The sequence below is a fragment of the Pseudomonas sp. AL03 genome, from assembly GCF_029960815.1.
Classification (GTDB): Bacteria; Pseudomonadota; Gammaproteobacteria; order Pseudomonadales; family Pseudomonadaceae; genus Aquipseudomonas.
On sequence record NZ_JASBRE010000026.1, the window covers coordinates 1 to 24,392 of the forward strand.

Genomic DNA, 24,392 nt, shown 5'->3' on the forward strand with positions numbered 1-24,392 from the left:
AATCCTGGGGAATCATAGCAAGGGTTTGCTTGGGTGTTTTGACACACTCTGGGCCATGGATGGCCGATGGCGGCGGGCCCCCGGAGCAATGCCGGAGTGAGGGCATGCCGAGCCTAAGCGAGGCACCGAATGGCGGGGCAAAAGCGTTTGGTTACTTGGGGCTTTTCCAAGTGACTCGCTGTAAAAGCGAAACCGCCAGTCGCCGTTACCGCAGAAACGGATATGCCCCCGAACTAACGGACATCAGGATCTGGGGACTTTATTTTGTTTCCGGATATCGCGTTGCACGAAATTTTCACAAAGTCTCCAAGACAATTCGCCCGCGCCAAACATACCGGGCAGTAATCAATGGCAATGCCGCGGTTGATCGTGCAACATTTGCGCGCCGCGCAAGCCCCGGGGCCGAGTACTGGCCAACAGAGGGCAGGGCGCAGCTGTATTTTTGAAACTTCAACTTCCAATGGGTCCTAAAACGACATGGCAAACCCGGACGCCCTGAGTCAGCAGCGAGCTTCTAGTCGCCTGCTGCAACCGACCGTCAAATCGCATCTGGCCTACACACTGCTGTGTGCCCTGGTCATGATGGTCATGTTCAGCCTGCTGCGCGTTGCGCTGCTGGCTTACAACAGCGAGATGATACTCGACACCCCCGCCTCGACCTTTCTCGAAGCGTTCGTCAACGGTCTGCGTTTCGACCTGCGTCTGGTGGTCTATCTCAGCATTCCGTTGCTGCTGGCGCTGTTCAGCGCCCGAGCGATGGCCGCACGCGGGTTCTTCCGTTTCTGGCTGACCATTGCCTCGAGCATCGCGCTGTTCCTCGGCCTGATGGAGATGGATTTCTACCGCGAGTTCCACCAGCGCCTCAACGGCCTGGTCTTCCAGTATGTGAAGGAAGACCCGAAAACCGTCATGAGCATGCTTTGGTACGGTTTTCCGGTGGTTCGCTACCTGCTGGCCTGGGCCGTGGGCACATTGATCCTGACCCTGGCGTTCAAGGGCGCCGACCGCGCCACCCGTCCTCGTGGTCCATTCAGCGGCGGCAGCATCGGCACGCGCCAGATCGCCCCGTGGTATTCACGCATCGCGGTGTTTGTCGTCTGCCTGCTGGTCTGCGTAGTGGCCGCTCGTGGCACGTTGCGTCAAGGCCCGCCAATGCGTTGGGGGGACGTCTACACCACCGACTCGAACTTCGCCAACCAGTTGGGCCTCAACGGCACATTGTCGTTGGTCGCAGCGGCCAAGAGCCGGATGTCCGAAGATCGCGACAACATCTGGAAGGCCACCCTGCCACAGCCTGAAGCGCAGAAAGTGGTGCGTGACATGCTGGTGATGGCGGACGACAAGCTGGTGGATACCGAAACCGCAGCAGTGCGTCGCGATTACACGCCACCGGCCGACAAGACCCTGCCGATCAAGAACGTCGTCGTGATCCTGATGGAAAGCATGGCCGGTCACTCGGTGGGTGCCTTGGGTGCACCGGGCAACATCACGCCGTACCTCGACAAACTGTCGAAGGAAGGCCTGATGTTCGACCGCTTCTTCTCCAACGGGACCCATACCCACCAGGGTATGTTCGCCACCATGGCGTGCTTCCCGAATCTGCCGGGTTTCGAATACCTGATGCAGACGCCGGAAGGCAGCCACAAGTTGTCCGGCCTGCCGCAATTGCTCAGTGCCCGTGACTATGACGACGTGTACGTCTATAACGGCGACTTCGCCTGGGATAACCAGTCGGGTTTCTTCAGCAACCAGGGCATGACCAACTTCATTGGTCGTAACGACTTTGTTAACCCGGTGTTCTCCGATCCGACCTGGGGCGTGTCCGACCAGGACATGTTCGACCGAGGTCTGGTCGAGCTCAAGTCGCGGGAAAACGGCAAGCCGTTCTATGCGCTGCTGCAAACCCTGTCCAACCACACGCCATATGCCTTGCCGACGCCACTGCCGGTCGAGCCTGTCACCGATCGCGGTAGCCTGAACGAGCATTTGACCGCTATGCGTTACGCAGACTGGGCGCTGGGCCAGTTCTTTGAAAAGGCCCGCAAGGAGCCGTATTTCAAGGAAACCCTGTTTGTGGTCGTCGGAGACCACGGTTTTGGCAACGAGCGTCAGATCACCGAAATGGACCTGGGCCGCTTCAACGTGCCGATGCTGATGATCGCACCGGGCATCCAGGAAAAGTTCGGCCAGCGTGACCACACCGTGGGCACGCAGATCGACATCGTGCCGACCATCATGGGTCGTATTGGTGGTGAAGTGCGTCATCAGTGCTGGGGGCGCGACCTGCTCAACCTGCCTGAAGGCGACACTGGTTTTGGCGTGATCAAGCCGTCGGGTAGCGAGCAGACCACCGCCATCATCACGGCCGATCAAATCCTGGTGCTGCCGAAAGAAAAGGAAATGGCGCCGAAGATGTATCAGTACGAACTGGGCGCGACGCCTCACGCCGAGATCGTTGCGGACGCGCCGCGTACCGCTGAGCTGAAACTCAAGCTCGAAGCGTTCCTGCAAACGGCAACCAAGAGCCTGATCGACAACACCGCCGGTGTGGTTGACGGCAAGCCGGACTAAGTTTTGACGCAACAAAAGAAGAGGCCCTTGAAAAGGGCCTCTTTTTTTTGCCGGTTAAACCTTTATATCTTGCCGAGCAACAGCAGGATCAACAGCACCACCAACACGACGCCGATGATACCCGACGGGCCATAACCCCAACTTCTGGAGTGCGGGAACACTGGCAAACCACCGACCAGCAACAGAATCAGAATTACGATAAGAATTGTGCCCATGTCTATTTCCTTGTTGGAAGTGTTCTGGATTACCTGGCATTTAAGTGTCAGCCGGGATGCTATAAAACCAGGCTGCTTACAAAATCCGACTGTCGCTCATGAAAGAAAATTCCAAGTTTTTTTAATGTTTTTCGAAGAAAGGCTTATTTCGTTTTTTATTACTCTAGTTGGTTCAGACGCTTCCGCGGTTTGCTCGGGCCATTCAGCAATCTGATGGAGCGTGGGTCGGGTATTGTCCTTCGCTACACTCGATGCATCTTCCCCGGAACTACAAGGCTGTTTGCTATGCAAAATCGCATGATGATCACTGGCGCGGGCTCGGGCTTAGGTCGCGAAATCGCGCTGCGCTGGGCGCGTGAAGGCTGGCAGCTGGCCTTGTCGGATGTCAGCGAACCCGGTCTGCAAGAAACCCTGAAGCGGGTTCGCGAAGCCGGCGGCGACGGTTTTATCCAGCGTTGCGATGTGCGTGATTACAGCCAGCTGACTGCCTTCGCTCAATCCTGCGAAGAGAAACTCGGTGGCATCGACGTCATCGTCAACAACGCTGGCGTTGCCTCGGGCGGGTTCTTCAATGAACTGTCCCTTGAAGATTGGGACTGGCAGATCGCGATCAACCTGATGGGCGTGGTCAAGGGCTGCAAGGCCTTCCTTGCGCTGCTGGAAAAAAGCAAAGGCAAGATCATCAACATCGCGTCGATGGCCGCCCTGATGCAAGGCCCGGCCATGAGCAACTACAACGTGGCCAAGGCTGGCGTGGTGGCATTGTCCGAAAGCCTGCTGATCGAACTGGCGCAGCAGGAAATCGGCGTGCATGTGGTGTGCCCGTCGTTCTTCCAGACCAACCTGCTGGACTCCTTCCGTGGCCCGACGCCGGCCATGAAAGCCCAGGTCGGCAAGTTGCTGGAAAGCTCGCCGATCACCGCTGCCGACATTGCCGACTACATCTATCAGCACGTTGCCGCTGGCGAATTCATGATTCTTCCGCACGAACAGGGCCGTATGGCCTGGGCGCTCAAGCAGAAGAACCCGCAACTGCTCTACGACGAAATGACCGTCATGGCCGACAAAATGCGCGCCAAGGCCAAACAAACCGCAGGCTGAGCTTGCCCATGCACAACACCGTCGTTAGGGTGGCCACAATCGGCCATCCTCGCGAGACGTTTGCATGCTCAATTACCTGTGGTTTTTTCTTGCCGCGCTGTTTGAAATCGCCGGATGCTTTGCCTTCTGGATGTGGCTGCGCCAGGGCAAAAGCGCCTGGTGGGTCGTGCCGGCTCTGCTCAGCCTGACTTTGTTCGCGCTGCTGCTGACCCGCATCGAAGCGACCTATGCCGGTCGCGCCTACGCCGCTTACGGTGGCATCTACATCATCGCGTCGATTGGTTGGCTGGCGGTGGTCGAGCGGATTCGTCCGCTGGGCTCGGACTGGATCGGCGTGGCGTTGTGTGTGATCGGGGCGAGCGTCATCCTTTTCGGCCCGCGATTCTCCGCCTCCTGAAGGATCGGTCCTTCAATCAATGGATTTGTCAGACGTATCCTTAGGACGCGTTCGTCCTGCGCTGTAGGGCGGGACTGATTGTCTGTCAGCGTATTGAAGAGCCGCTGCACGCGGGGCATCTTCAGGGTCCGATAACCCTGAAGGATGAATGTCATGCTTGTACTCAGTCGCGTTGTGGGCGAATTGATTTCCATCGGTGACGACATTTCCGTGCGCATTGTTGCGGTCAACGGCAACACTGTGCGCTTCGGCGTCGAAGCGCCGCAGAACGTCAACGTTCACCGAGCGGAGGTCTACGACCGCATCCAGGCCAAACGGGCAAAAAACAAAGGGCGCTGAAGGCCTCAGTCGAACAGGTGCTTGGGCACATCATGCTTGAGCATCAACTGGCATTGCTCGCTGTCCGGATCGAAGACAATCAGCGCCTGGCCCTTGGTCAATGCCTGGCGAACCCGCAGAACACGAGTTTCCAGCGGCGTGTCATCACCGTTGTCCGTACCGTCACGGGTGACGAAATCCTCGATCAGGCGAGTGAGGGTATCGACTTCAAGTTGGTCGTGGGGAATCAGCATGGGCACCTCGGCTAAACAATGGCGCGATGCTACGGCGGTTGAACGTACAGGGCCAGCGTTCGCTTAGTTATCGTTGCGCTGCCCCACCAAGCTATCCACCGACGGCACCCGCGTATCGCTTTCCATCTGCGTGTCATGTTCGATCTGATGACTGAACCGGTCCAATGAGCCCTTGGCCGGTTGCGCATCGCTGGCAAACACCGGCGGACTGAGGATGTAGGCGCCGAGCAATCGACTGAGCGCAGCAAGGCTGTCGATGTGGGTGCGTTCGTAGCCGTGAGTGGCGTCGCAGCCAAAGGCGAGCAGGGCGGTGCGAATGTCGTGCCCGGCAGTGACCGCCGAATGGGCATCGCTGAAGTAGTAGCGGAACAGGTCGCGGCGCACCGGCAACTCGTTGTCACTGGCCAGGCGCAGCAGATGCCGTGACAGGTGATAGTCATAAGGTCCGCCGGAGTCCTGCATCGCCACGCTCACGGCATGTTCGCTGGAATGCTGGCCCGGTGCGACCGGGGCAATGTCGATGCCGACGAATTCGCTGACGTCCCAAGGTAATGCCGCCGCGGCGCCGCTGCCGGTTTCCTCGGTAATGGTGAACAACGGATGGCAGTCGATCATCAGCTCTTCGCCGCTGTCGACGATCGCTTTCAATGCCGCCAACAAGGCTGCAACACCGGCCTTGTCGTCGAGATGTCGAGCGCTGATGTGGCCGCTTTCGGTGAACTCCGGCAAAGGGTCGAAGGCGACAAAGTCACCGACGCTGATCCCCAGAGAGTCGCAATCGGCACGGGTGGCGCAATAAGCATCCAGGCGCAGTTCGATGTGATCCCAACTGATCGGCATTTCATCCACGGCGGTATTGAACGCATGCCCGGAAGCCATCAGCGGCAGCACGCTGCCACGGATCACGCCGTTGTCGGTAAACAGGCTGACCCGGCTGCCCTCGGCAAAACGGCTGGACCAGCAACCGACGGGGGCCAGGGTCACACGACCGTTGTCCTTGATTGAGCGAACCGCCGCGCCGATGGTGTCCAAGTGAGCGGAGACCGCACGGTCGGGACTGTTTTTCTTGCCCTTGAGGGTGGCGCGGATGGTGCCGCGGCGGGTCATCTCAAAGGGAATGCCCAGCTCTTCAAGCCGCTCCGCGACGTAACGCACTATCGTGTCGGTGAAACCGGTCGGGCTGGGAATGGCGAGCATTTCCAGCAGGATTTTTTGCAGGTAGTTCAGATCTGGTTCCGGAATTTTGCTGGTCATGGAAACTCCTGATGAGTTGACGACTGATCGTTGATCGTTCCCACGCTCTGCGTGGGAATGCAGCCAGGGACGCTCTGCGTCCCAAAAGCGGACGCGGAGCGTCCAGTGAGGCATTCCCACACAGAGCGTGGGAACGATCGTGAGGGGAGCGTTAGCCAGCCGGCTGACTATGCGGAAACAACAAATCCACAAATCGCTCGGCCGTCTGCTGCGGTTCATGGTTGGCCAGTCCGGCGCGCTCATTGGCTTCGATAAATACATAGTCCGGTTGATCGGCGGCGGGCACCATCAGGTCGAGCCCGACCATCGGAATATCCAGCGCACGCGCCGCGCGCACTGCCGCGTCCGCCAGGGTCGGATGCAGGATCGCCGTGACATCCTCGAGAATGCCGCCGGTATGAAGATTCGCTGTACGTCGTACGAACAAATGCTCACCGGCCGGCAGAAGACTGCTGTAGTCATAACCCGCCGCGTGCAAGGTGCGCTCGGTCTCAGGGTCCAGGGGGATTTTGCTTTCACCGCTGGTCGCCGCCTGACGACGCCGGCTCTGGGCTTCGATCAGCTCACCGATGGAATGCTGACCATCGCCCACCACTTCTGCCGGTCGGCGAATGGCCGCGGCGACCACCTCAAAACCGATCACCAGAATCCGCAAGTCTAGGCCTTCGTGGAAGCTCTCCAGCAGCACGCGACTGTCGAACTGGCGGGCGGATTCGATGGCTTGCAGGACCTCTTCGATGGTGCGCAGGTCCACCGCGACGCCTTGGCCCTGTTCGCCATCCAGTGGTTTGACCACCACGCGTTCGTGCTCGTCGAGAAAGGCCAGATTGTCATCGGCGTTGCCGGCCAGTTGCTGCGATGGCAGGTTCAGCCCGGCATTTTTCAAGACCTTGTGGGTCAGGCTCTTGTCCTGACACAACGTCATGCTGATGGCACTGGTCAGATCGCTTAGTGACTCACGGCAACGAACACGCCGACTGCCATGCACCAAGGTGAACAGACCGGCCTCGGCGTCATCGACCTGTACTTCGATGCCGCGCCGATGAGCTTCATCTACGATGATCCGCGCATACGGGTTGAATTCGGCTTCGGGACCGGGGCCCAGAAACAGCGACTGATTGATCCCGTTCTTGCGCTTGATGGCGAAGGTCGACAGGTTGCGAAACCCCAACTTGGCGTAAAGACTTTTCGCCTGGCGGTTGTCATGCAGCACTGACAAGTCCAGGTAACTCAGCCCACGGCTCATGAAGTGCTCGATCAAATGCCGCACCAGTACTTCGCCGACACCCGGTCGCGAACAGTGCGGATCAACTGCCAGGCACCATAAGCTACTGCCGTTTTCCGGATCGTTGAACGCCTTGTGATGATTGAGGCCCATAACACTGCCGATGATCGCGCCGCTGTCCTCATCTTCGGCCAGCCAATAGACGGGGCCACCCTGATGGCGCGGGGTCAGCAAACTCGCGTCGATCGCCAGCATGCCGCGCAATTGATACAGCTGATTGATCGCTTGCCAGTCCGTGTCGCTCTGGGCCCTGCGGATGCGAAAGCCGCGAAACACCCGAGTGGACTGACGGTAATCGCTGAACCACAGGCGCAAGGTGTCGGACGGGTCGAGAAACAACTGGGCCGGCTCCAACCCCAGCACTTGCTGGGGCGCAGCCACGTACAAGGCGATGTCGCGTTCGCCGGCCTGCTCGTTGAGCAGCTCTTGGGCCAGGCTCGCCGCATCGGGGAAGGTGTGGCCGATCAGCAACCGGCCCCAGCCGCAATGCACGGCTATCGGTGCGGCGCCGAGTTCGCTGCCGTCTTCGGCCAGACGCGCCTGCAAACGTTCGTACGAGGGCGCCTGACCGCGCAACAAACGTTGGCTGTAGGCCGTGGCGTGGGGTTTCATCGATCAGATTCCTTGTTCACTGAGCCACAGGTTCAATGCCGCCAATTGCCACAGCTTGGAGCCGCGCAATGGGGTCAACTGGCCTTGCGGATCGGTCAGCAGGCGGTCGAGCATCTCTGGCTGGAACAGGCCGCGATCCTGGCTCGGATCAAGCAGCAGTTCGCGCACCCAGTTCAGCGTATCGCCTTGCAGATGCTTCAGGCCAGGGACCGGGAAGTAGCCTTTTTTGCGATCGATCACTTCACTCGGAATGACCCGTCGCGCGGCTTCTTTCAAGACTTGCTTGCCGCCATCCGGCAGTTTGAATTTGCCCGGCACGCGCGCCGACAATTCCACCAGGCGGTAGTCGAGAAACGGCGTGCGCGCTTCCAGGCCCCAGGCCATGGTCATGTTGTCGACGCGTTTGACCGGGTCGTCCACCAGCATGACCGTGCTGTCCAGACGCAGGGCCTTGTCCACCGCCGCATCGGCGCCGGGCTGTGCGAAATGTTCTTTGACGAAGTCACCGGCCGCGTCATTCGCTGTCAGCCATTTCGGCTGCACAGTGGCGGCGTAGTCGTCGTAGCTGCGGTCGAAAAACGCATCGCGATAGGCCGCGTACGGATCGGCGGCACCGTCGACGTGTGGATACCAGTGATAACCGGCGAACAACTCGTCGGCACCCTGGCCGCTTTGCACCACCTTGCAATGCTTGGCCACTTCACGGGACAGCAGATAGAAAGCAATGCAGTCATGACTGACCATCGGTTCGCTCATGGCGCGGAAAGCCGCAGGCAGTTGCTCGATGATCTCTTTTTCGTCAATGCGCAGTTGGTGATGCTGCGTGCCGTAGTGCTTGGCGATCAGGTCTGAATACTGGAACTCGTCGCCGCGCTCGCCGCCGGCATCCTGGAAACCGATGGAGAAGGTCGACAGGTTTTCAACACCGACTTCACGCAACAGACCGACCAGCAGGCTCGAATCGACCCCGCCCGAAAGCAGCACACCGACATCGACCGCCGCACGTTGACGGATCGCCACCGCGTCACGGGTGCTGTCGAGTACACGGTCGCGCCAGTCTTCGAGTGTCAGATTCATCTCGTCGGCGTGTGGTCCGTACCCACTCGCCGCTGGGCAGCTTCAGCGAGATGTACTTTCCCGTATCTCGTCGCTCGCCTGGCTCTACCCAGTTATGGCTTGAAGGGCCGCGTGGGTAGGATCTGAATCGGGTAGCATCCAAGATTGATTGGTCACGCCTCAGCCCGAGGTTCGCGGCCTTGTTCTTGATCTGGCCTGCCGTCTTGCCTACCCGCAGTGCAAGTTCAGGCATGGGTGTGAGCGGGTATAGCTCGGTCAGCAGGGCAACCTCCTGCTCCGTCCACTTGATGCTTTTGCGAGGAACCATGGCTAGTCCGTCTCAGGGCTCGACTCAGCCACCACACGCAACTTGAAATTGATGCCGCAGGAACTGGCCAGCACGTCCAACTGACCAACTGTCGTGTCAGGGCTTTTGAGCGCCTGGCCGAACCTGATCAAACGTTCGCCGAGTTTTTCCAGATCGCTCTGCAAGTGCAGATGCGTTCCTTGGGTGAGGATGCTCATAGCTGAAACCCCGTTTTCTGTGGGAGCGGGGCAGCCTGCAAAGGGGCGTTTTCTACTGCCGAACTGGCCGGAGAGGCCCGGCCTGACTCGCTTGACGGGGTGGCAGTGGCGGCCCGACCCTGTAGGAGCGAGCTGTCCGGCAAACAGGAGATGCCAGTGCCTGCGATAATCCAGCAAGTAACCTGGCGGCGACTGTCGTGCTGAACGCTGATGACTTGTTCGCCGGCGGTGACCTGGCCAGTGATCAGGAGCAGGGCAAGAAGGATCAGTCTGCGCATGGGTGCAACTCCTCAAGGCGGGCCAGACGCATAGCGTCGTCAACGTTCTTGTCCAGGTCGTGCCCGAAGTAAACGGTGTCGTCGCGAGCCACGCACAGATCGGTATCGAAGTCGGTGACACGGTCCCGGTCACGCAACCACTCGTAGCGCGTGGCGTTCGCCGCCATCCGCACGCGATCGTCGATGTGCATCGAATGTGTAGTGGCTGGCGGCTTGCCCAAGTGGTCCTCGATGAACTGCGCGCCCAGCGACCGATAGCAGGCAGACCAGCTCGCGCTCGGCCAAACCATGGCCGAGTAAGCCGCGCCATAAACCACAAGTGACAAATTCCATGATGTGAAGCTCCAGATCTCGATGAAGATGGAGCTATAGTGCTGGCGGGATTTATTTGTGTCAATCCTTGCGGGATTATTTTTTATAGGCCGTGTATTCGTGCGTCCACTACCCGACCAATAATTTCCCAGTTCTCATCCATTTCAACCGTCTTGAACGCGGAGTTGAGAGGCACCAAGTATCCCCAGCCTGCATCGTAGACATACTGCTTAAAGGTAGCCTCTCCATCAGAGTGCTGAGCGACGTAGTACTTTCCGCTCACCACATCGAAGCCTTCTGGCTGGACCAGGATCCGCGTTCCTTCTGGGAAGCTTGGGTTGGTGGTCGCTGTCATCGAAGCACCTTTGACCTCAAGCCAAAAGCCTTGATCGCCCGCGTTCTCGGTCGATTCATAATATTTTTCCGAGCTTTCTGGCACTAAATTTGTAGGCGATTCCGCTCGGTTACCAGCGGCGATCCAGCTGATCATCGGGTAGCTCCTAACAGGTCTCCAAGGCCTGTGTGCGGGCGAAACGTATGAACTTTCCCCTGCCTCTGCCGTATAAATTCTCCGAATTTCATCAGCAGCCTGGCGAATTCCTTCAGCAGATATAGATAGGGTGTCAATCGCTTCAGCTAGCCGAGAGCTGAAAGCAGAAACGGGCACTTCGAGAAGCACGGCAACCCGGGAAGCGAATTCCAGATTCAGTGCATTTCGCCCATTCAAGTAGTGGCTGAAGGACCCCTGATTCATGCCAAGCATTTCACCAGCCTTCTCTTGAGTGAGTTCAAGCTGATCCTTTTTCGCCATGTAGATCGCTTTGAGAGCGGCGCATTCAGCGAGTTGTTCTTCAGTAAGCGTTCGTTTTTTCATGTTTCAACCATATGTCCGGCGGGATTGAAATTCAAATCCCGCTAGCATTGACAATATCAAATCCCGCCAGCACTATTTAAAAAGAACCGAAATAGTGGAGTCACTCCGGTGCAGCGAATCCCCCTTGCTGAATACGCAGCAAAGCGACATGCCAGGACAGCCGAGAAGCTTGGGATGAGCCAAGGCTCACTGAGTAAAGCTATCCGTGAGGGGCGATCCATATTTGTGATCGTCTCCGACGACGGCGCTCTGTCCGCCCTCGAAGAAAAGCCATTCCCCGGCCAGCGCCGACAGGCCTCGCCCAACCAACACACAAATAATAATCCCGCAGGATCTGAGATGTCAGGGCTTGAAGTACCTGTGAATCCATCCAGCGTTGTCGGGTAGGCCTGTACGAATGAACAGCACCATTTGGGGACTTATGCAGCTTTGCAGCTTAGTTGATCCTTAGCAGACCAAGCCAAGCAGGAGATCCTGCACCCACTTCTGACTTTCTGAATCCCAGAAAGCAGAAAACCCGCTTGCCGGCGGGTTCTCAATCCACTCCTTGCCGGGAGTGGCCAGTACTTCTTCGTCTGTAGGAGACGATCTAATGCACCCAAAAAATAGCACCACCCCAGAAACAGCGCAAGCATTGCTGACAACCCTTGTCGGCTTTTTCGATACCCCGATCGATAACCGGGGCATTCAATTACTCAACGTTGCACCAGGTGCGAACGCAGAGGATGCACTTCAAACCGCGAAGGTTCTGTCGTCTGGCCTTGGCCAGATCTGCCGCCATATGCACGATAGCTTGAACATGGGTGAGTTGGCTTATTGCGACGGCATGGCAACACTGGGATTTCTCGCTGAAACGGTCGGCGCACTGGTTTTGTCGGTTCAGAAAGGCGCGGCAACATCAGGGGAGGCAGCTCAATGAAGACCCCAATCCTCACCATCGAGCATCCATACAGCGTATTCGGCCAAGGCGAATTGCTCAGCGCCGCTGGCGGCGTTCCGGTTGCGGATTCCCTCGATGCCGCAACGAGCTACTTGGAATCCGTCTGCGCTGGATTGCGCTCGCTGATGACCGTCACCGAGTGCACGCATGAAGCGACCTTGGTCTACCTCGCTGCTGATGCAGCACTCGCACTGGTCTACGCGTCGCACGCTGGCATTGAGGCCGCGATTTCCGAAGGAGGTGCGGCATGAACGTACAAAAACAGATCGCACAGGACGCCACCTCTCAGATCGCATGCGCAATGGAACACATCAACTGGATGCGCGGTGTTCTCCACGTGCTCGAAGATCGACTGAAGCAGGGCCACGACGACCATTACGCCACGGTCGCAAACTTGGCGATCTACAACGCTGACGACTGGCACAACCAGCTCGACAGTGAGCGGGAGAGCCTGGAGACGCGCACCGAAGCGGCATTTTCCAAAACAGAACCCGCGCCACGTTTTGCGAGCAATGAAAACGTGGCGCGGATTTGAAGTGGAGCATGAACTTGGAGTAAACACGCGATTCACACTTAAAGTTGATATTTACACTTTAAATGTAAAAGTTGAGCGGTCATGACCTGTTTTTGTGCACTTTGCTTTGTGTCGCGACACGTTTTCCTAATTCGTATTTCGTGTCGCGACATTGCGATTACTTATCGCGACTCCAGTTTTCGCGCCACGTTTTCCTAACTATCATTTCGTGGCGCGGATTTCGAGTAGAGGAGATTGGCAGCCTCGAGAATCCCCTGATGGCCCAATAACTAGGGCCTCGAGCCCTACTCGGACGAACGGCATGACCTGAGTTTTCGACTTTTTCGCGCTGGAATAATATAGGTATCAGAACGTATTGGTACGCGTTGATACGTGTTGAGCTGTTAATTCTGGCCGGAGAGTGTGTGTCCGCGATTAAGTTAGCTAAAGATATCAAATGATAGCTGAAGAAAGTTGTTGCGATTTGCCAAATGGCGCCGTTACCATGCACTACGTCCTGAGCTACCAGCAACATGCCTTGACCAGATGAAACATCTGGCTGGAGTTTGCTGTTAGGATCGCTGACAGTTGGAATCGCAGACAAAGAAAAGCCCCGGCGCTTGCAACGCCAGGGCTTGATCGGGAAGGACGCTTGCAACGTCCTCTGCATACCAGCTGAGCCAGCACACAACCCCGAGGGGAGAAGCTTTTGAACTGGGCTTCGATGAATTTACCGTAAAAGGTAAACTCCAGCGGACTGTATTACCTGAGGGAATAATGCGCTACTGGTTTTTTATCCATTAGTACTGTTTCCGATGACTTGCCACACATAGACCTGTTTGCAGGCGGTGGCGACCTACAGAACGATCCTCTCGGTTTTTCAATTCGGTATATTGAGAAATCACCAATGACATCAAATGTCACCAGCATCGCCGCTGTGCCCAACCTGCCAATCCCTGGTGCCCGCGCAACCGCAGCCCAGCTCTGCGCCAAATACCAAGTCAGTCGCGCTACTTGGTGGCGCTGGTCAAAGACGCCTGGATTTCCTGAGCCAATCCGTTTCGGTCGCTCCGTACGCTGGGACCCTGAGCCGGTCGATGCCTTCCTGACGAATCAGGAGCGCTAACCCATGACGATCAACAACTCCTGCGAATGCGCGGGATCGGGATCGGCTTGCCTGAAAAAAACCAAGAAAGCGCCCCTTCAAAGTGCTGCCTCACAGATAGCCAGTGAAGCTTTGGAACTGCTGCGCGCTACTCATGAACGGCTGGAACATATGACCGCCGTTTTCAATTCTGTCTCAACCGACCTGAAGCATAACCACTCTCACAACGTTAAGGACCTCGCAGCCCTTGGGGGATTTCTCGGTGACGACTGGGCCAATTATGTCGACTCCCAGGTCGGGCACATGCAAAAGGAACTCGATTTAGTGGAGGCCGCCAATGAGTGAACTCCAGAAAATCACTTGGGACCGCGGCAATGATCTTTGCTCGGTAGGCTTCGCGCTTGAGGCTATTGCCGACTTGCTTGGCGCTGATGGTTCGGAGCACGGCATCACCGACAGCTTGCAGAACGGATTGCACCACGCTGTCCGCGCCATGGGGGCTTTTGCCAGCGCGATCGGCGGAGAGCTTTGCGAAGCTTCAGATCCAGAACCGCAACTCAGTGTTGCGCCACAATTCGCGAACGACGAAAACGTGGCGCGTACTCATGTGGGGGCGCGCTCATGAACACCTCTTTGGCTGTCATCAATCCTGTTGAGGGTGACGTACTGCGCGACGCGGTTATCGATGCGCGGGATATGTGTTCGATGAACTTCGCCCGAGAGGAGCACCGGAAGCTGGAGAAAATCCTGCTGGCGATCGTGATCCCGGCAATGGGCGGCTATGACAACGAGCTGGCATGTGACATCGCTCGACACCTAGAGCAGGTCCGCACCTTCAGCAATAACTTCTGCTGGCGGCATCGTCATCTGGGCGCATCGTTCGGTGTCGTTGGCGAGCGGCCTGGCATTGACGATTTGAAGTCTGGAGGTGGCCGATGACCATCACCCCATTCAAAGACGGCGGTGCCGTTACCATGACCAGTCTCGAACTGGTCAACTTCATCAACGGCCGTCGTGAAGAAGGTGATCCGGTTTTGGATCATGCCGACTTCATGAAAAAGGTGCCTCGGGTACTGAAAAAAGATGCCGGAAAATTTTCCGATATCTATTTCGACAGCATGAATCGCCGTCAGAAGTGTTACCGCTTCCCCAAGCGCGAATCGTGCCTGATGGCCATGTCCTACAGCTACGACCTGCAGGCCGCAGTGTTCGACTACATGACCGAACTGGAACAGAGGTTGGCGCAACAAAACGCCTTCGCCCTGCCGCGTACTCGCGCCGAGGCAATGCGCCTGGCTGCCGATCTGGAGGAGCAGAACGAGGTGCTGGCGCTGGAAAACGAGCAGCAGGCCAAGAAGATCGAGGCGCTGGAACACCTGTTCATGCCCGGCGAGACGGTGCCGCAGTTCGCCAAACGCCTGAACGGTGTGAACTCCCAGCTGGTCCTGGCCTATCTGCATGAGCTCAAGTGGATTTTCAACTCCGAAAGCAATCCGGATCACTCGCCCAAGTACCGCGTGTACGCCATGGCGCGCGATAAGCACTGGCTGTCTGAAAAGCCGTTCAAGATCAGCGGCGAGGGGATAACCACGTTCATCCGCTATGCCCCAGTGATGCTGGAGGAGGGCACCAAAAAGCTGTTTGACCTCTACATGGCCGAGAGGCTGCCCATGAAGAAGACGTGGGATGGCCAGTTCTTTTATGAAAAATTCAATCCGGAGAAGCCCCAGTGAGCAAAAAAATCACCTACGAAGAGCTCATGGGGCAGATCGCCGAGGCGGCTGTGAATTACCAGCAGGCCGAGACTCAACGCAACAGCCTGCGCCGTGAGTTGAACGCACTCTACAAGACCTACTTCACTGCTTACGGGCATCCGTACCCCGATGAGCCACGCAAGCGCATCGACCCGGAGAATGAAAGGTTCAGCGGTGTGCTGCGCTTCACTGATGCCGCATTCCAGCGCTGGCTCGCTGCTCGGTATCTGACCACCAGCACCAAACGCAAGATGCGGACGCTGATCCAGCGGTTGGAGCGTTCGCTATGAAGAATCGCACCCCGAAAGGCGCCTCCAATGATATGGCGACACATGAAGCGTTCGTGCTGGGCGACTTGCTGCCCCTGGTAGTGGGGCACGCCAAGTCTGAAGGTCATCCCACGGAAATGGTTGCGCTTGCCTGTTTCCTCTCCCTGAGCACGGTGTTGCAAGCGAAGGGTATCCCTCGCGAATCGTTGGTCCAGGGGATAACTGCCTCCAACGTGCCGCTGCCATACCCGGGCGATTTACCACCCGACACCATAGAGCGCCTGGCGCTTCTCAATGAGCTGCACTTTGAGCAGTTCGATGATTTGACCTTGGCCTGCATGGCGAGCAACGGGACGAGCTTTGCCCACGAGTCGCTGGCCTGCACCGAGCCGGACGACGACACCACCTGGAACGCGCACGTATCGATGATCAACTCGTGCAACGCCCTTACCGTCCTCATCAAGCGGCTGGCCGGTGGAAGAATGCCCGGAGAGCCTGACGTTGAGACGTTCGTGCGTCCGGTTGGGGAGACGCTGCAATGACCACCACCAACCCTCATGCCCCCCCCGGGACGCTCAGGCAGCGCCGGTAATCGTCGGTCCCTGGCCAAACTATGCCGCGTTCGCCGAATTGCCGGAGCAGCAGCGCTGGAAGATGTACGGCGGTGCGAAGGCCCACCGCGAAATGCTGGAGCAGGCGGGCTTTGTCGTGAGTGAAAGCTATGACGATTTTGTGTCCCGCGTGACTCGGGAGTTGAACGTATGACTGTCGACACTCCACGCAAATTTCAGGGCGTATGGATTCCAGCGGAGCGTTGGCTTGATCGCACGCTGTCTCCCAATGAGAAGGTAATGCTGGGTGAAATATCCAGCTTGGAGGCGGGTGCGCGCGGTTGTTATGCGACCAACGCGCACTTCGCCGAGTTCTTCAATCTCTCGATATCGCGCGTTTCGGAGATCATCAGCGGGCTGGTTGAAAAGGGGCACCTGCGTGTCGAATTGATCCGCGAAGGCAAGCGCGTAGTTGAGCGCCGCCTGCGACTTGTCGACCCCTTCGGTTTTCCGAATACCCCTTCGGGAAACGCTGCGAACCCCTTCGGAAAAGACGGTGAACCCCCTTCGGAAAACACGCAGGGGAACAATACACAGAGCAACAATACAAAGAGCATTAAAAACAATTCGGCATTGGGCGCTAAAAAAGCACTTTCGGATGAAGGGTTTGAACAGTTCTGGAAGCTGTATCCGAAGAAGAAGTCTCGCAAGGACGCTGCGAAGGCCTGGGCGAAGCTGAAACCGAACGATGAGCTACGCCAGACCCTGATCACCGCCTTGGGCAGCCACTGCGTTTCCGAAGACTGGACCAAGGACAACGGCCGCTACGTCCCGAATGCCGCGACATGGCTGAATGGCGAGCGCTGGACTGACGAGCTGATGCCTGCCACCGGCGCCAAGCCTTCGAGCTTCAACAACTTGCCGACCCACACACCGGATATGTACCAAGGAGGCAGCAATGGCCCAGCGTTCTAATTTCCGCCGCCAGCCTGAGCAGCGCACCTTCACCGGCGATTGCCCGGTCCACGGCTCGGTTGATCGCTCAGAGGTTGAGCAGTTCGACGGTTCGATGGCGGTCCGCCCATGCAAGCAGTGCCAGTTCCACGGCCTGCGCGTTGCGCCTCAGGGCGGCGAAGAGCATTCGCAGGCGCTGGCCAACCTGCAATCCGAGGGCGTCAACAGCGCGCTTGTAGGCTCTGGCATCACGCCTCGCTTCGCCGGCAGCATGTTCGCGAACTACCGTGTCGATAGCTCGGCTATGGGCCAGGCCTTGGTGATCTGCCAAGACTACGCTGACAACTTCGGCGAGCACTACCAGGCCGGGCGCAATCTTCTGCTCTGCGGGAACGTCGGTACCGGGAAAACCCACCTGGCCACCAGCATCGTCCAGCAGGTCATCCGCCAGCACAGGGCGGTTGCGGTGATCACCTCGGCTGCCGAGATCATTCGGGTGTTCAAGCGCTCGATGGATCGTAACGCCGGTTACAGCGAGGGAGACGTGATCAACGAACTGGCGAGCTTCGATCTGTTGGTGATCGATGAGGTGGGCGCCCAGTCCGGAACCGCGTACGAGTTGGGTGTGCTGCATGAGGTGTTTGATCGCCGGTATCAGATGATCAGGCCGACGGTGGTGGTCTCAAATATGGACGCCAAAGGGCTTGGCCAGTACATCGGCGAGCGGGCTCTCGACCGGCTGCGCGAGAACAAGGCGCTGCTGGTCGGCTTCACTTGGGCTTCGGCACGGGGGCGTGTATGAATGACTATCGCGAGCTGTACAGCGACGAGGCCGAACACGCGCTGCTCGGCGCCCTGATGCTGGATGGCGAGTTGTTCGATTCGATCACGTCCAGCGTGACCACGGCTGACTTCCACGATCCGGAAAACGCGGCTCTGTTCCAGGTGATGCTCGACCTGCATGCAACTGGGGCACCGGTTGACCCGGTGACGCTGCACGACTTCAAACCGGTCCTCCCGAGTGGCGGCACGACCATTGCGTATGCCGGTGAACTGGCGAAGAACACCCCCAGCACAGCCAACTGGAAGGCATACGCCCGAACAGTTGCTGAGCGAGCAGTACTCCGCCGCCTAGTGGAAGCCGCCGATGCAGTGCGCGACTCAGCCAACGAGAACCGGCCGGTGGCGGAGATTATCGCTAGCGCGCAGCAAGCCATGGCCGACCTGCGCGACCTGGATACCGGCGAGCCCGATTACAAGCGAATCGACGAGGTCGTCAGTCGCAACATCGACATCATCGACGCCAAGTACAACGGGAGCGTGCAGTCGGGGCTGTCCACCGGCCTGGCGGACCTGGACAAGCTGATCCGTGGACTGCGCAAAAAGACCGTGACCATCGTCGCCGGCCTGCCAGGTAGCGGCAAGACCACCCTCGGCCTGCAAATCGCCCAACATATCGCTTGCACCGGCCTTGGCGTCGGCATGGTGTTCTCGTTGGAGATGCCCGAGGAGGAGCTGGCCAACCGCGCGCTGGCGTCACTTGGCAGCATAGACCTGCAGCTGCTCGACAACGGGAAGCTGGAGGACGATGACTGGCCGCGGCTGACGTCCGCAGTCAACAAAATCATGGATAAGCCGCTGTACATCAGCGACAAGTCGGGCCTGACCGTGCCGCGTATCCGGAGCATCTGCCGCCAGGTCAAGCGCAAGCACGGCCTCGACGTGGTGGTGATCGACTACATCGGCCTGATCGGCTCCGACGGCAAGGCGTTCAACCGTACCGCCGAACTGGGCAAGATTTCCACCGGGATCGTCAACATCGCCAAAGAGCTGGAGGTGCCGGTGATCCTGCTGGCCCAGCTCAACCGCGACTCAACAAAACGCCCGGGCAAGAAGCCGATCGCATCCGACCTGCGCGATTCTGGCCAGATTGAGGCTGACGCCCACTGCATCATCCTCGTCCACCGCGACATGGACAGCGAGGAGGGCCAGAACGGCGCTACTGAGCTGCTTATGCCCAAGTGCAGGCACGCACCGGTGGGCTCATGCATCGTTCAGCAGCAGGGTAAGTTCGCACGCTTCGTCAACTTCGCCGGCCGAGAGCCTTCACAGGAGGAGGTCGAAGCCAGTCGTCCCTTCTCCAGTCAGTACAAGGGGAGAAAGAACGATGAGAAGTTTTAAGCTGCTTGACCGCTTGCTGGGGCGGAACTCTGACCCCTTCTTCGCAGGTGAGGCGCTCGGTGCGCTGCAAACTGCGCTGGAGGCCGGCAAGCCCTGCATCCTTCCGAAAGGGTCGATAGTCGTTCCGGCTCCAGAGTATCCAGAAGCCGAACTGATCGCCGGCTCGATTCGGGAGTTTCCTGATGACTGGGTGTGGCACCACAAGGGCTATGAGCTTCGCCACGTTCCGAGCGGTTTCGTGCTCTGGGTTGCAAACAAGGACTTTGGCCTCGCCGAGGTTTACAGCGGTGGCGGCAAAGGTGATCTCTCCAAGCCCGAGCAGGCAATCATCTGGCCCGCAGTCGAGACGTGGCTGGCGCGGAACAAGGTCGGATTCACCGGCCGATTGCCGAAAGCGCGGATCACTAGTCGCAGCGGCACCTTCTGGTGCTTCGCCAAGGGCCATCCGTGGGCTGGTGTTGGCGACTCGCCGAAGGAGGCTTATCGCGCTTGGCGCCACGCCGTTTCCTCCCAATCCCGCAGCGACATGAAAACGAACGAATATCTGCAAATACGGAGTGCCATCCTATGAGTAACGTCACGGCGGCATTGCCGCGCAAGAGCCTGCTCGAGCATGAGCGTAAGTTTCTGAAAATTGCCGGGGATGGCCTCACCCAGGAGAAGGTCGGCGGCGCCGCTGCATTGGCCTGCCTTCTGAATATGGTCGCCAGCTGGCACGCTACCCGGGTGAGCATCGAGTTTGGGGATTACTGCAAGCGCTGGGTGTCCGAGGGTAACGCCAAGAGCAAGTCGGCCGACAAGCTGCTTCGCAACATTTTGGGCCTGGACGACAACCCGCCGCCGCGTCGCATCAGGAGGGCTGCTTAATGACGGTCTATCGAAGTGCCGAGCACGCCGTTATGCGCGCCATGAACGTCGACTCAATCTCATTGCACAAGGGGGCTGGCTGGCAGAACAAGTACAAGCCGGAAGCTTGGGAGGCTGAGCGGGCCGACAATCCATGTCCGATGGATCGGTTCGATCAGCTCACCCAAGACAGCATGACTCGTTCACTCCTGCGCCGTGTCTTGTCGACTCATTACTGGCAGGTGCTGGTGGCTCACTTCATGGTGGACCTGGACGGGTCAACCCAGCAGCAGCGGATTGCGGCCATCGCGCATCTGGCGCGCTCGGCGCCGGGGAAGTCCCACCACCTTTTCAGGACGAAGTGCGTCACAGCCTGGGCAACACCGCGACTGCCTGAGGCATTCATGGTGCTGCATACCTGGGACAATGCCGACACACCAACGCCAGAGAAGACGCTGTACCGATGGCGGTCGGATATTCGCAAGTGGCTGGAGGCTGAGCGTGATGCCGCGATAGCCTCTGCGTGGGTGATTCTAGGTGAAGCGGAATTGATTGTGGAGGCGGCTTGAATGGTAGAGAAAATGAGAATATAGTTTTCCACATTGCGGCTCTGCGTCTTTAGGATGCGAACACGAAAAGCCCGACCATTGTGTTGGGCTTTTTTATAGCCGGGTTAAAATGCTCATGCGAGACTGGAAATAGTCCAGATCTCGAAATGAGGTTTCACCCGATGCAAAGAAACAAGTCGTTAGCAAAGTGTATTTTGGAAATTGTCGAGGAGAGCGCCCGCCTCAGCGGAGTCAGCTACCCAGATTTGCGTACTGCGTACGGCAAACGAAATGTCGTCTGGGATAATGGTGAGTCCTACTTGCTGGACCTTCTAGTTGAAGGTGGGTTTCTCAGCAAGGTTGAAGGGATTCCCCCGGTAGCTGATTACATCCAGTTGACGTGGGCAGGTCATGATCTGCTCGACACACTGAAGCGCGAGCTTCAATAGTCCCAAGCCCAGCCATTGCGCTGGGCTTTTCGTAAGTGAGTCTTCGCGTCATTTTGTTGTCGCCATCATATTGACATCATTAGTTAAATCGGCAAAGGTTAGACCCAGTCCACTCAAGGTGCCTAACAGATGCGAAAAATTCTAGCTATTGCCGCAATGCTCATCTCCGCAGTTGCCTCAGCTGATGACAGACTTTCATTCACTGGTATCAAGGTCGTCAACACGGATGGCGCGCCGGCTGTGCAAGGGTACGCGCGCAACACCACCAATGCTCAGTTCAACAGTGTGACTGTGGTATTCAAGTTGTATGATCGTTCTGGAAACATGGTTGGTAATGCAATTGCTAATGGCATGGGCCTCGGACCAAATGAAAGCTGGAAGTTTACCGCCCCGGCAGGCGTAGCCTTTGACAGAGCAGAAGTAACCAGCGTCCAGATCATGTAATTTAGGTGTCGCATCAAGGTCAGCCCCGCGCTGGCCTTTTTATTTAAGCTGCCTCGACAGAGATAGCCAGGCGCTTCCCGAGCGCTGATAGAGCGGCTTCGAGCTGCTCCATCTTCGATGTGTGCAGGAAGTCGACCAGGCGATCACCTTGCACCTGGGCCACGCCCAGCAGGCGGCGCAAGTCGGCCTTGCGCATATCTCGCTCCATCATGGCGTTCCACAGTGCGATCTTCGCCACGGTCACTGCTGGCAAGTGGATAACGTGCTCGCCGGGCTCTGGCGTAGAAGCGGGTGGGATGGCGCGGCGCTCATCGACGTAGATGGACAGGGTCGTCTCGATTGCGTCCACGGCTTCGCTGATCGCGTGCTGTTCGTCATCGCCGTAACTGTTCAGCTGCGGGAGATCCCGGCAGAAGACTGCCAGCCCTGGTGATTCGTCCCGCTCGAAACGGATTGCATAGTCGTACATGGTCACTCCTTGGAGGTGATCGTTCAGCGTTCGGATGTGGTGAAGGGGCTCTTAGAGCCCCAGTTGTTTAATGATCGCCTTGCGGGTCGGTTCTGGCATTTCCTTACTACCGTGATCCGCGAAGGTGCTCCTGTTTCCGTTTGGGGCGATGACTTTGAAGTGGCTTCCTTTGCCTGCTTCGAAGGTCACCCCTTGGGCCTTCAGCCATCGTCTGAACTCGCTGAACTTCATCACCTCGCCTCGTTGTTTGGATGAGCTCATTCTACAACATTTATGTTTTAGTACAACACTTTTGTTTTATTTAATTCAGCACCTACACCAGGCCTCGGCATTGATCGAGGCTTTTTCGTTTTCGGCTCCACCACACCCATCGCTCCGAGCTGGGAGTGCTGCTGGAGCTGAATTATTTCTGCACAGCGCAGGCGAGTACAAGGTGCGTGCAACCAGTTCAACCAACGCCACTGATACTCCGGAGATTCACCTATGAAGCGATTCACCTCCTATCTGGGGCTTGCGCTTGTCGCCTGCCTATCCTGTTTTTCCCTGCAGGCATTCGCCGAGCCCGTGGCTTACGCCTATCGTTCCGCAGTGATGCTGGCCGAGATGCCAAGCGTCGCCGTCAAGCGCTTGGAATTGACCCTCGCCATGTGGCGAACGGGTAGACAGACCGCTGACGATAGTTTGGGCTCCAACCTGCGCGCATCCAGCAACCACTTCGTGATGGCCTCGGCCAAGGCGGCGCTTGACGGTGTCGGTCTGACTCCCTGCTGAATACGCCTGGAAGAAACAGAAAAACCCGGCCACTGCGCCGGGTTTTCATTGCCTCGTTTTACCTAGTGTCTTCATGCCTCTCACTACGGCGATGTACAAGTCTAGAGGGACTCATTTCTACCTGCTTCCCTCTGCCCGTCTCCAAACGGCTTGGTGAATATAACGCTGGCCCCGGCCGACCTCGATATAGGCTCAGCCACCTGGCTGGGCTGTGCGGGGAGCTTAGTACTTGGCAATTTCGTGTTGTTCGGCTCGTCTTCTAAAGAGCTGATGTTGCAGCCACTCAGATCATGCGGCTGAGCGCGCGATGTGTCTTCAATTGCTTCGCTAGTTGTGTTGGCCGATTGATAGAGAGACGTTGTCGCATCGGCTGCGGAACGCCTAGCCGGTGCCCCAGTAGTAGCGGCGCGCTGCTTGTCTAGCCACGTAACCATCTGGACCGCTCGATAGGGCGAGCGCCCTGGAGCTGCTTCCAGTAGTAGCGCAATGCGATCCCTGTTCGTGTCGCTGAGCGTGAATCCACGTAGACCAAGGTATTCATCGATAAAGTGTTCGACATCCCACGCCTCGGTGAGCGAGACAAAGATGCTTTGAATTTTCCCGGAGTAGCGTTTTTTATCTGAACGTTGCCAAGGCATGATACAGAGTCCGTAATATCAATGTGACACCAGGATGATGCTGTGAGCTGTGCTTCGCAATATGTCTTTGAGTCGGGCGATCACCGGTCGCTGACTCTTGAAGGAAGAATACCTGTCCAGTCCGCGCCACGCGCTTCGTAGCCTGCTGCATTCGCAGGGGCTTTTTTCGTTATGAGGCACAGCAAATGTCCGGCTCGATCCAATCCAGCAACTACGTGCCGGGCGTTTCCGGCTGGAAGCTCAACAGCCTCACCGGTGAGTTCGAGATCAACTCTTGCACCCTCGGTAGCGCTGCGAAAGCGCCCCAGCGTCAGATGGTGTCGGTCGAGGTGGCCAGCTACAGCAAGTACGACCTGCCAAAGAATGCCGACAACCTGCTGCAATTCATGCAGGCAGAGCTGCAGAAGGTGCCAGAGGCTTACCGCCATGCCGCAGAATTCGAAGAGTTTGATGCTAGCTACGGCGATGAGTCGTTCAATGCTCGCCTGTTCCTGAGCTACTCCCGGCTTGAGACAGAAGAAGAGCTGGCTGATCGCCTGGAGAAGGCGAAGGTGGCCGGTACGCGCACCGTCTTTTCCAATGGCTGCTTTACCGTCATTCATGACGGTGTGGTGCGGTACCGGATTGGCAATCTGGATAAGCCAGAGCAACCCGAACCATTCGTGATGGTCGACAGCGTGACCTACATGAACGAGGCGTTCATCAAGGACGGCATGATCGACGCCAAAATCGCCACCAACTGGTCGGTGAAGATGGAGCTTCGCAACGGCAAGTTCGTCGCGACCGGGATTGGCCTGGGCCTTGAGTCGCAGCCATTCAAAGAACCGACAGAGATCGCTGATCAGGTGCGTGATGTCATCCGTGCCGAACTCCATGCAGGCGGCTTGCTTCACCGCTCCCGCTGATC

35 protein-coding genes and 1 pseudogene are annotated in these 24,392 nt (G+C 57.7%); 25 read left to right on the forward strand and 11 right to left on the reverse strand.

Translation table 11 applies throughout. The annotated features are described in order from the left end of the window. Positions 1 to 477 precede the first annotated feature (477 nt). Positions 478 to 2,571: an LTA synthase family protein gene (locus tag QK293_RS21575; RefSeq protein ID WP_282380822.1), complete on the forward strand. Its 2,094-nt coding sequence runs from the start codon at positions 478 to 480 to the stop codon at positions 2,569 to 2,571. A 62-nt stretch (positions 2,572 to 2,633) separates the two neighbouring features. Here the strand turns inward: QK293_RS21575 and QK293_RS21580 are convergent, their stop codons facing one another. After that, on the reverse strand, positions 2,634 to 2,792 hold the full coding sequence (locus QK293_RS21580; RefSeq protein WP_169858239.1) for a DUF3309 family protein: 159 nt from the start codon (positions 2,790 to 2,792) through the stop codon (positions 2,634 to 2,636). On the opposite strand from QK293_RS21580, the gene QK293_RS21585 reads away from it, so the two are divergent. From QK293_RS21585 to csrA, 4 genes are all read left to right on the forward strand, one after another. Beyond that, positions 2,785 to 3,000, forward strand: coding sequence for a hypothetical protein (locus QK293_RS21585; RefSeq protein WP_282380825.1), 216 nt, complete (start codon positions 2,785 to 2,787; stop codon positions 2,998 to 3,000). The two genes, QK293_RS21580 and QK293_RS21585, sit on opposite strands and share 8 nt — an antisense overlap. Positions 3,001 to 3,071: 71 nt before the next feature. Beyond that, the gene (locus tag QK293_RS21590; protein WP_282380827.1) at positions 3,072 to 3,887 is read left to right on the forward strand and encodes an SDR family oxidoreductase; all 816 of its coding nucleotides are present in this window, start codon (positions 3,072 to 3,074) and stop codon (positions 3,885 to 3,887) included. 64 nt (positions 3,888 to 3,951) lie between these two features. Beyond that, positions 3,952 to 4,284: a YnfA family protein gene (locus QK293_RS21595; RefSeq protein WP_282380829.1), complete on the forward strand. Its 333-nt coding sequence runs from the start codon at positions 3,952 to 3,954 to the stop codon at positions 4,282 to 4,284. A 153-nt stretch (positions 4,285 to 4,437) separates the two neighbouring features. Beyond that, positions 4,438 to 4,623 carry a carbon storage regulator CsrA gene (csrA, locus tag QK293_RS21600; protein ID WP_282380831.1) on the forward strand — a complete coding sequence of 62 codons (186 nt, stop codon included), beginning with the start codon at positions 4,438 to 4,440 and terminating at the stop codon, positions 4,621 to 4,623. Positions 4,624 to 4,628: 5 nt separating this feature from the next. On the opposite strand, the gene QK293_RS21605 is transcribed toward csrA, so the two are convergent. The 7 genes and pseudogenes from QK293_RS21605 to QK293_RS21635 all read right to left on the reverse strand — a co-directional run bounded on the left by QK293_RS21605 (position 4,629) and on the right by QK293_RS21635 (position 11,052). After that, positions 4,629 to 4,856, reverse strand: a complete 228-nt coding sequence (locus QK293_RS21605) for a YheU family protein (protein ID WP_025212539.1) — start codon at positions 4,854 to 4,856, stop codon at positions 4,629 to 4,631. Positions 4,857 to 4,919: 63 nt separating this feature from the next. Next, positions 4,920 to 6,110 carry an osmoprotectant NAGGN system M42 family peptidase gene (locus QK293_RS21610; protein ID WP_282380836.1) on the reverse strand — a complete coding sequence of 397 codons (1,191 nt, stop codon included), beginning with the start codon at positions 6,108 to 6,110 and terminating at the stop codon, positions 4,920 to 4,922. Positions 6,111 to 6,261: 151 nt separating this feature from the next. Beyond that, positions 6,262 to 8,007 (reverse strand): N-acetylglutaminylglutamine synthetase, encoded by a 1,746-nt coding sequence (gene ngg / locus QK293_RS21615; RefSeq protein ID WP_282380838.1) that lies wholly within the window; start codon positions 8,005 to 8,007, stop codon positions 6,262 to 6,264. Between the two features lie 3 nt (positions 8,008 to 8,010). After that, positions 8,011 to 9,105, reverse strand: a pseudogene (locus tag QK293_RS21620) (N-acetylglutaminylglutamine amidotransferase); the annotation flags it as partial. Between the two features lie 288 nt (positions 9,106 to 9,393). Beyond that, entirely contained in the window at positions 9,394 to 9,588 is a 195-nt protein-coding gene (locus QK293_RS21625; protein WP_282380840.1) for a hypothetical protein, read from the reverse strand. Positions 9,589 to 9,853: 265 nt separating this feature from the next. Then, complete coding sequence (locus QK293_RS21630; RefSeq protein ID WP_282380842.1) at positions 9,854 to 10,156, reverse strand: hypothetical protein; 303 nt, start codon at positions 10,154 to 10,156, stop codon at positions 9,854 to 9,856. A gap of 125 nt (positions 10,157 to 10,281) precedes the next feature. Beyond that, entirely contained in the window at positions 10,282 to 11,052 is a 771-nt protein-coding gene (locus tag QK293_RS21635) for a LexA family transcriptional regulator (RefSeq protein ID WP_282380844.1), read from the reverse strand. A gap of 108 nt (positions 11,053 to 11,160) precedes the next feature. Between QK293_RS21635 and QK293_RS21640 the strand changes: the two genes are divergently transcribed. From QK293_RS21640 to QK293_RS21725, 18 genes are all read left to right on the forward strand, one after another. Further along, a complete protein-coding gene (locus QK293_RS21640) occupies positions 11,161 to 11,439 on the forward strand; it encodes a Cro/CI family transcriptional regulator (RefSeq protein ID WP_282380846.1) in 279 nt (92 codons plus the stop codon). A gap of 205 nt (positions 11,440 to 11,644) precedes the next feature. Beyond that, the gene (locus QK293_RS21645) at positions 11,645 to 11,971 is read left to right on the forward strand and encodes a hypothetical protein (protein ID WP_282380848.1); all 327 of its coding nucleotides are present in this window, start codon (positions 11,645 to 11,647) and stop codon (positions 11,969 to 11,971) included. Next, positions 11,968 to 12,243 carry a hypothetical protein gene (locus tag QK293_RS21650; protein WP_282380850.1) on the forward strand — a complete coding sequence of 92 codons (276 nt, stop codon included), beginning with the start codon at positions 11,968 to 11,970 and terminating at the stop codon, positions 12,241 to 12,243. Before QK293_RS21645 ends, QK293_RS21650 begins: the two co-directional genes overlap by 4 nt. Further along, positions 12,240 to 12,527, forward strand: a complete 288-nt coding sequence (locus QK293_RS21655; protein ID WP_282380852.1) for a hypothetical protein — start codon at positions 12,240 to 12,242, stop codon at positions 12,525 to 12,527. The genes QK293_RS21650 and QK293_RS21655 overlap by 4 nt, the downstream gene beginning before the upstream one ends. Before the next feature lie 1,108 nt (positions 12,528 to 13,635). Continuing rightward, positions 13,636 to 13,956: a hypothetical protein gene (locus QK293_RS21660; protein WP_282380854.1), complete on the forward strand. Its 321-nt coding sequence runs from the start codon at positions 13,636 to 13,638 to the stop codon at positions 13,954 to 13,956. Further along, positions 13,949 to 14,236, forward strand: coding sequence for a hypothetical protein (locus tag QK293_RS21665; RefSeq protein ID WP_282380856.1), 288 nt, complete (start codon positions 13,949 to 13,951; stop codon positions 14,234 to 14,236). Before QK293_RS21660 ends, QK293_RS21665 begins: the two co-directional genes overlap by 8 nt. Continuing rightward, positions 14,233 to 14,550, forward strand: coding sequence for a hypothetical protein (locus QK293_RS21670; protein ID WP_282380858.1), 318 nt, complete (start codon positions 14,233 to 14,235; stop codon positions 14,548 to 14,550). Before QK293_RS21665 ends, QK293_RS21670 begins: the two co-directional genes overlap by 4 nt. Beyond that, complete coding sequence (locus tag QK293_RS21675; protein ID WP_282380859.1) at positions 14,547 to 15,344, forward strand: phage antirepressor protein; 798 nt, start codon at positions 14,547 to 14,549, stop codon at positions 15,342 to 15,344. The genes QK293_RS21670 and QK293_RS21675 overlap by 4 nt, the downstream gene beginning before the upstream one ends. After that, positions 15,341 to 15,655 carry a hypothetical protein gene (locus QK293_RS21680; RefSeq protein ID WP_282380861.1) on the forward strand — a complete coding sequence of 105 codons (315 nt, stop codon included), beginning with the start codon at positions 15,341 to 15,343 and terminating at the stop codon, positions 15,653 to 15,655. The genes QK293_RS21675 and QK293_RS21680 overlap by 4 nt, the downstream gene beginning before the upstream one ends. Beyond that, complete coding sequence (locus QK293_RS21685; protein WP_282380863.1) at positions 15,652 to 16,176, forward strand: hypothetical protein; 525 nt, start codon at positions 15,652 to 15,654, stop codon at positions 16,174 to 16,176. Before QK293_RS21680 ends, QK293_RS21685 begins: the two co-directional genes overlap by 4 nt. A 219-nt stretch (positions 16,177 to 16,395) precedes the next feature. Next, a complete protein-coding gene (locus QK293_RS21690; RefSeq protein ID WP_282380865.1) occupies positions 16,396 to 17,160 on the forward strand; it encodes a helix-turn-helix domain-containing protein in 765 nt (254 codons plus the stop codon). Next, a complete protein-coding gene (locus tag QK293_RS21695) occupies positions 17,144 to 17,941 on the forward strand; it encodes an ATP-binding protein (protein WP_282380867.1) in 798 nt (265 codons plus the stop codon). The genes QK293_RS21690 and QK293_RS21695 overlap by 17 nt, the downstream gene beginning before the upstream one ends. Then, a complete protein-coding gene (locus tag QK293_RS21700) occupies positions 17,938 to 19,320 on the forward strand; it encodes a replicative DNA helicase (protein WP_282380870.1) in 1,383 nt (460 codons plus the stop codon). Before QK293_RS21695 ends, QK293_RS21700 begins: the two co-directional genes overlap by 4 nt. Next, on the forward strand, positions 19,307 to 19,891 hold the full coding sequence (locus QK293_RS21705) for a hypothetical protein (RefSeq protein ID WP_282380872.1): 585 nt from the start codon (positions 19,307 to 19,309) through the stop codon (positions 19,889 to 19,891). The genes QK293_RS21700 and QK293_RS21705 overlap by 14 nt, the downstream gene beginning before the upstream one ends. Continuing rightward, positions 19,888 to 20,187: a hypothetical protein gene (locus QK293_RS21710; protein ID WP_282380875.1), complete on the forward strand. Its 300-nt coding sequence runs from the start codon at positions 19,888 to 19,890 to the stop codon at positions 20,185 to 20,187. Before QK293_RS21705 ends, QK293_RS21710 begins: the two co-directional genes overlap by 4 nt. Beyond that, positions 20,187 to 20,735 (forward strand): hypothetical protein, encoded by a 549-nt coding sequence (locus tag QK293_RS21715; RefSeq protein WP_282380892.1) that lies wholly within the window; start codon positions 20,187 to 20,189, stop codon positions 20,733 to 20,735. Before QK293_RS21710 ends, QK293_RS21715 begins: the two co-directional genes overlap by 1 nt. A 161-nt stretch (positions 20,736 to 20,896) precedes the next feature. After that, positions 20,897 to 21,163, forward strand: a complete 267-nt coding sequence (locus tag QK293_RS21720) for a hypothetical protein (protein WP_282380894.1) — start codon at positions 20,897 to 20,899, stop codon at positions 21,161 to 21,163. 129 nt (positions 21,164 to 21,292) lie between these two features. After that, positions 21,293 to 21,607: an FxLYD domain-containing protein gene (locus QK293_RS21725; RefSeq protein ID WP_282380896.1), complete on the forward strand. Its 315-nt coding sequence runs from the start codon at positions 21,293 to 21,295 to the stop codon at positions 21,605 to 21,607. Positions 21,608 to 21,650: 43 nt separating this feature from the next. Here QK293_RS21725 and QK293_RS21730 read toward each other — a convergent pair whose 3' ends face one another. Together QK293_RS21730 and QK293_RS21735 are read right to left on the reverse strand one after the other, a co-directional pair. Then, a complete protein-coding gene (locus QK293_RS21730) occupies positions 21,651 to 22,076 on the reverse strand; it encodes a type II toxin-antitoxin system HicB family antitoxin (RefSeq protein ID WP_282380898.1) in 426 nt (141 codons plus the stop codon). Positions 22,077 to 22,127: 51 nt separating this feature from the next. After that, positions 22,128 to 22,307, reverse strand: coding sequence for a type II toxin-antitoxin system HicA family toxin (locus tag QK293_RS21735; RefSeq protein WP_003229979.1), 180 nt, complete (start codon positions 22,305 to 22,307; stop codon positions 22,128 to 22,130). Positions 22,308 to 22,559: 252 nt separating this feature from the next. Here QK293_RS21735 and QK293_RS21740 point away from each other — a divergent pair, with 252 nt between their 5' ends. Further along, entirely contained in the window at positions 22,560 to 22,847 is a 288-nt protein-coding gene (locus QK293_RS21740; RefSeq protein WP_282380908.1) for a hypothetical protein, read from the forward strand. 101 nt (positions 22,848 to 22,948) lie between these two features. Here QK293_RS21740 and QK293_RS21745 read toward each other — a convergent pair whose 3' ends face one another. Then, on the reverse strand, positions 22,949 to 23,485 hold the full coding sequence (locus QK293_RS21745; protein ID WP_282380910.1) for a hypothetical protein: 537 nt from the start codon (positions 23,483 to 23,485) through the stop codon (positions 22,949 to 22,951). 185 nt (positions 23,486 to 23,670) lie between these two features. Here QK293_RS21745 and QK293_RS21750 point away from each other — a divergent pair, with 185 nt between their 5' ends. Then, positions 23,671 to 24,390, forward strand: coding sequence for a hypothetical protein (locus QK293_RS21750; RefSeq protein WP_282380912.1), 720 nt, complete (start codon positions 23,671 to 23,673; stop codon positions 24,388 to 24,390). Positions 24,391 to 24,392: the final 2 nt, after the last annotated feature.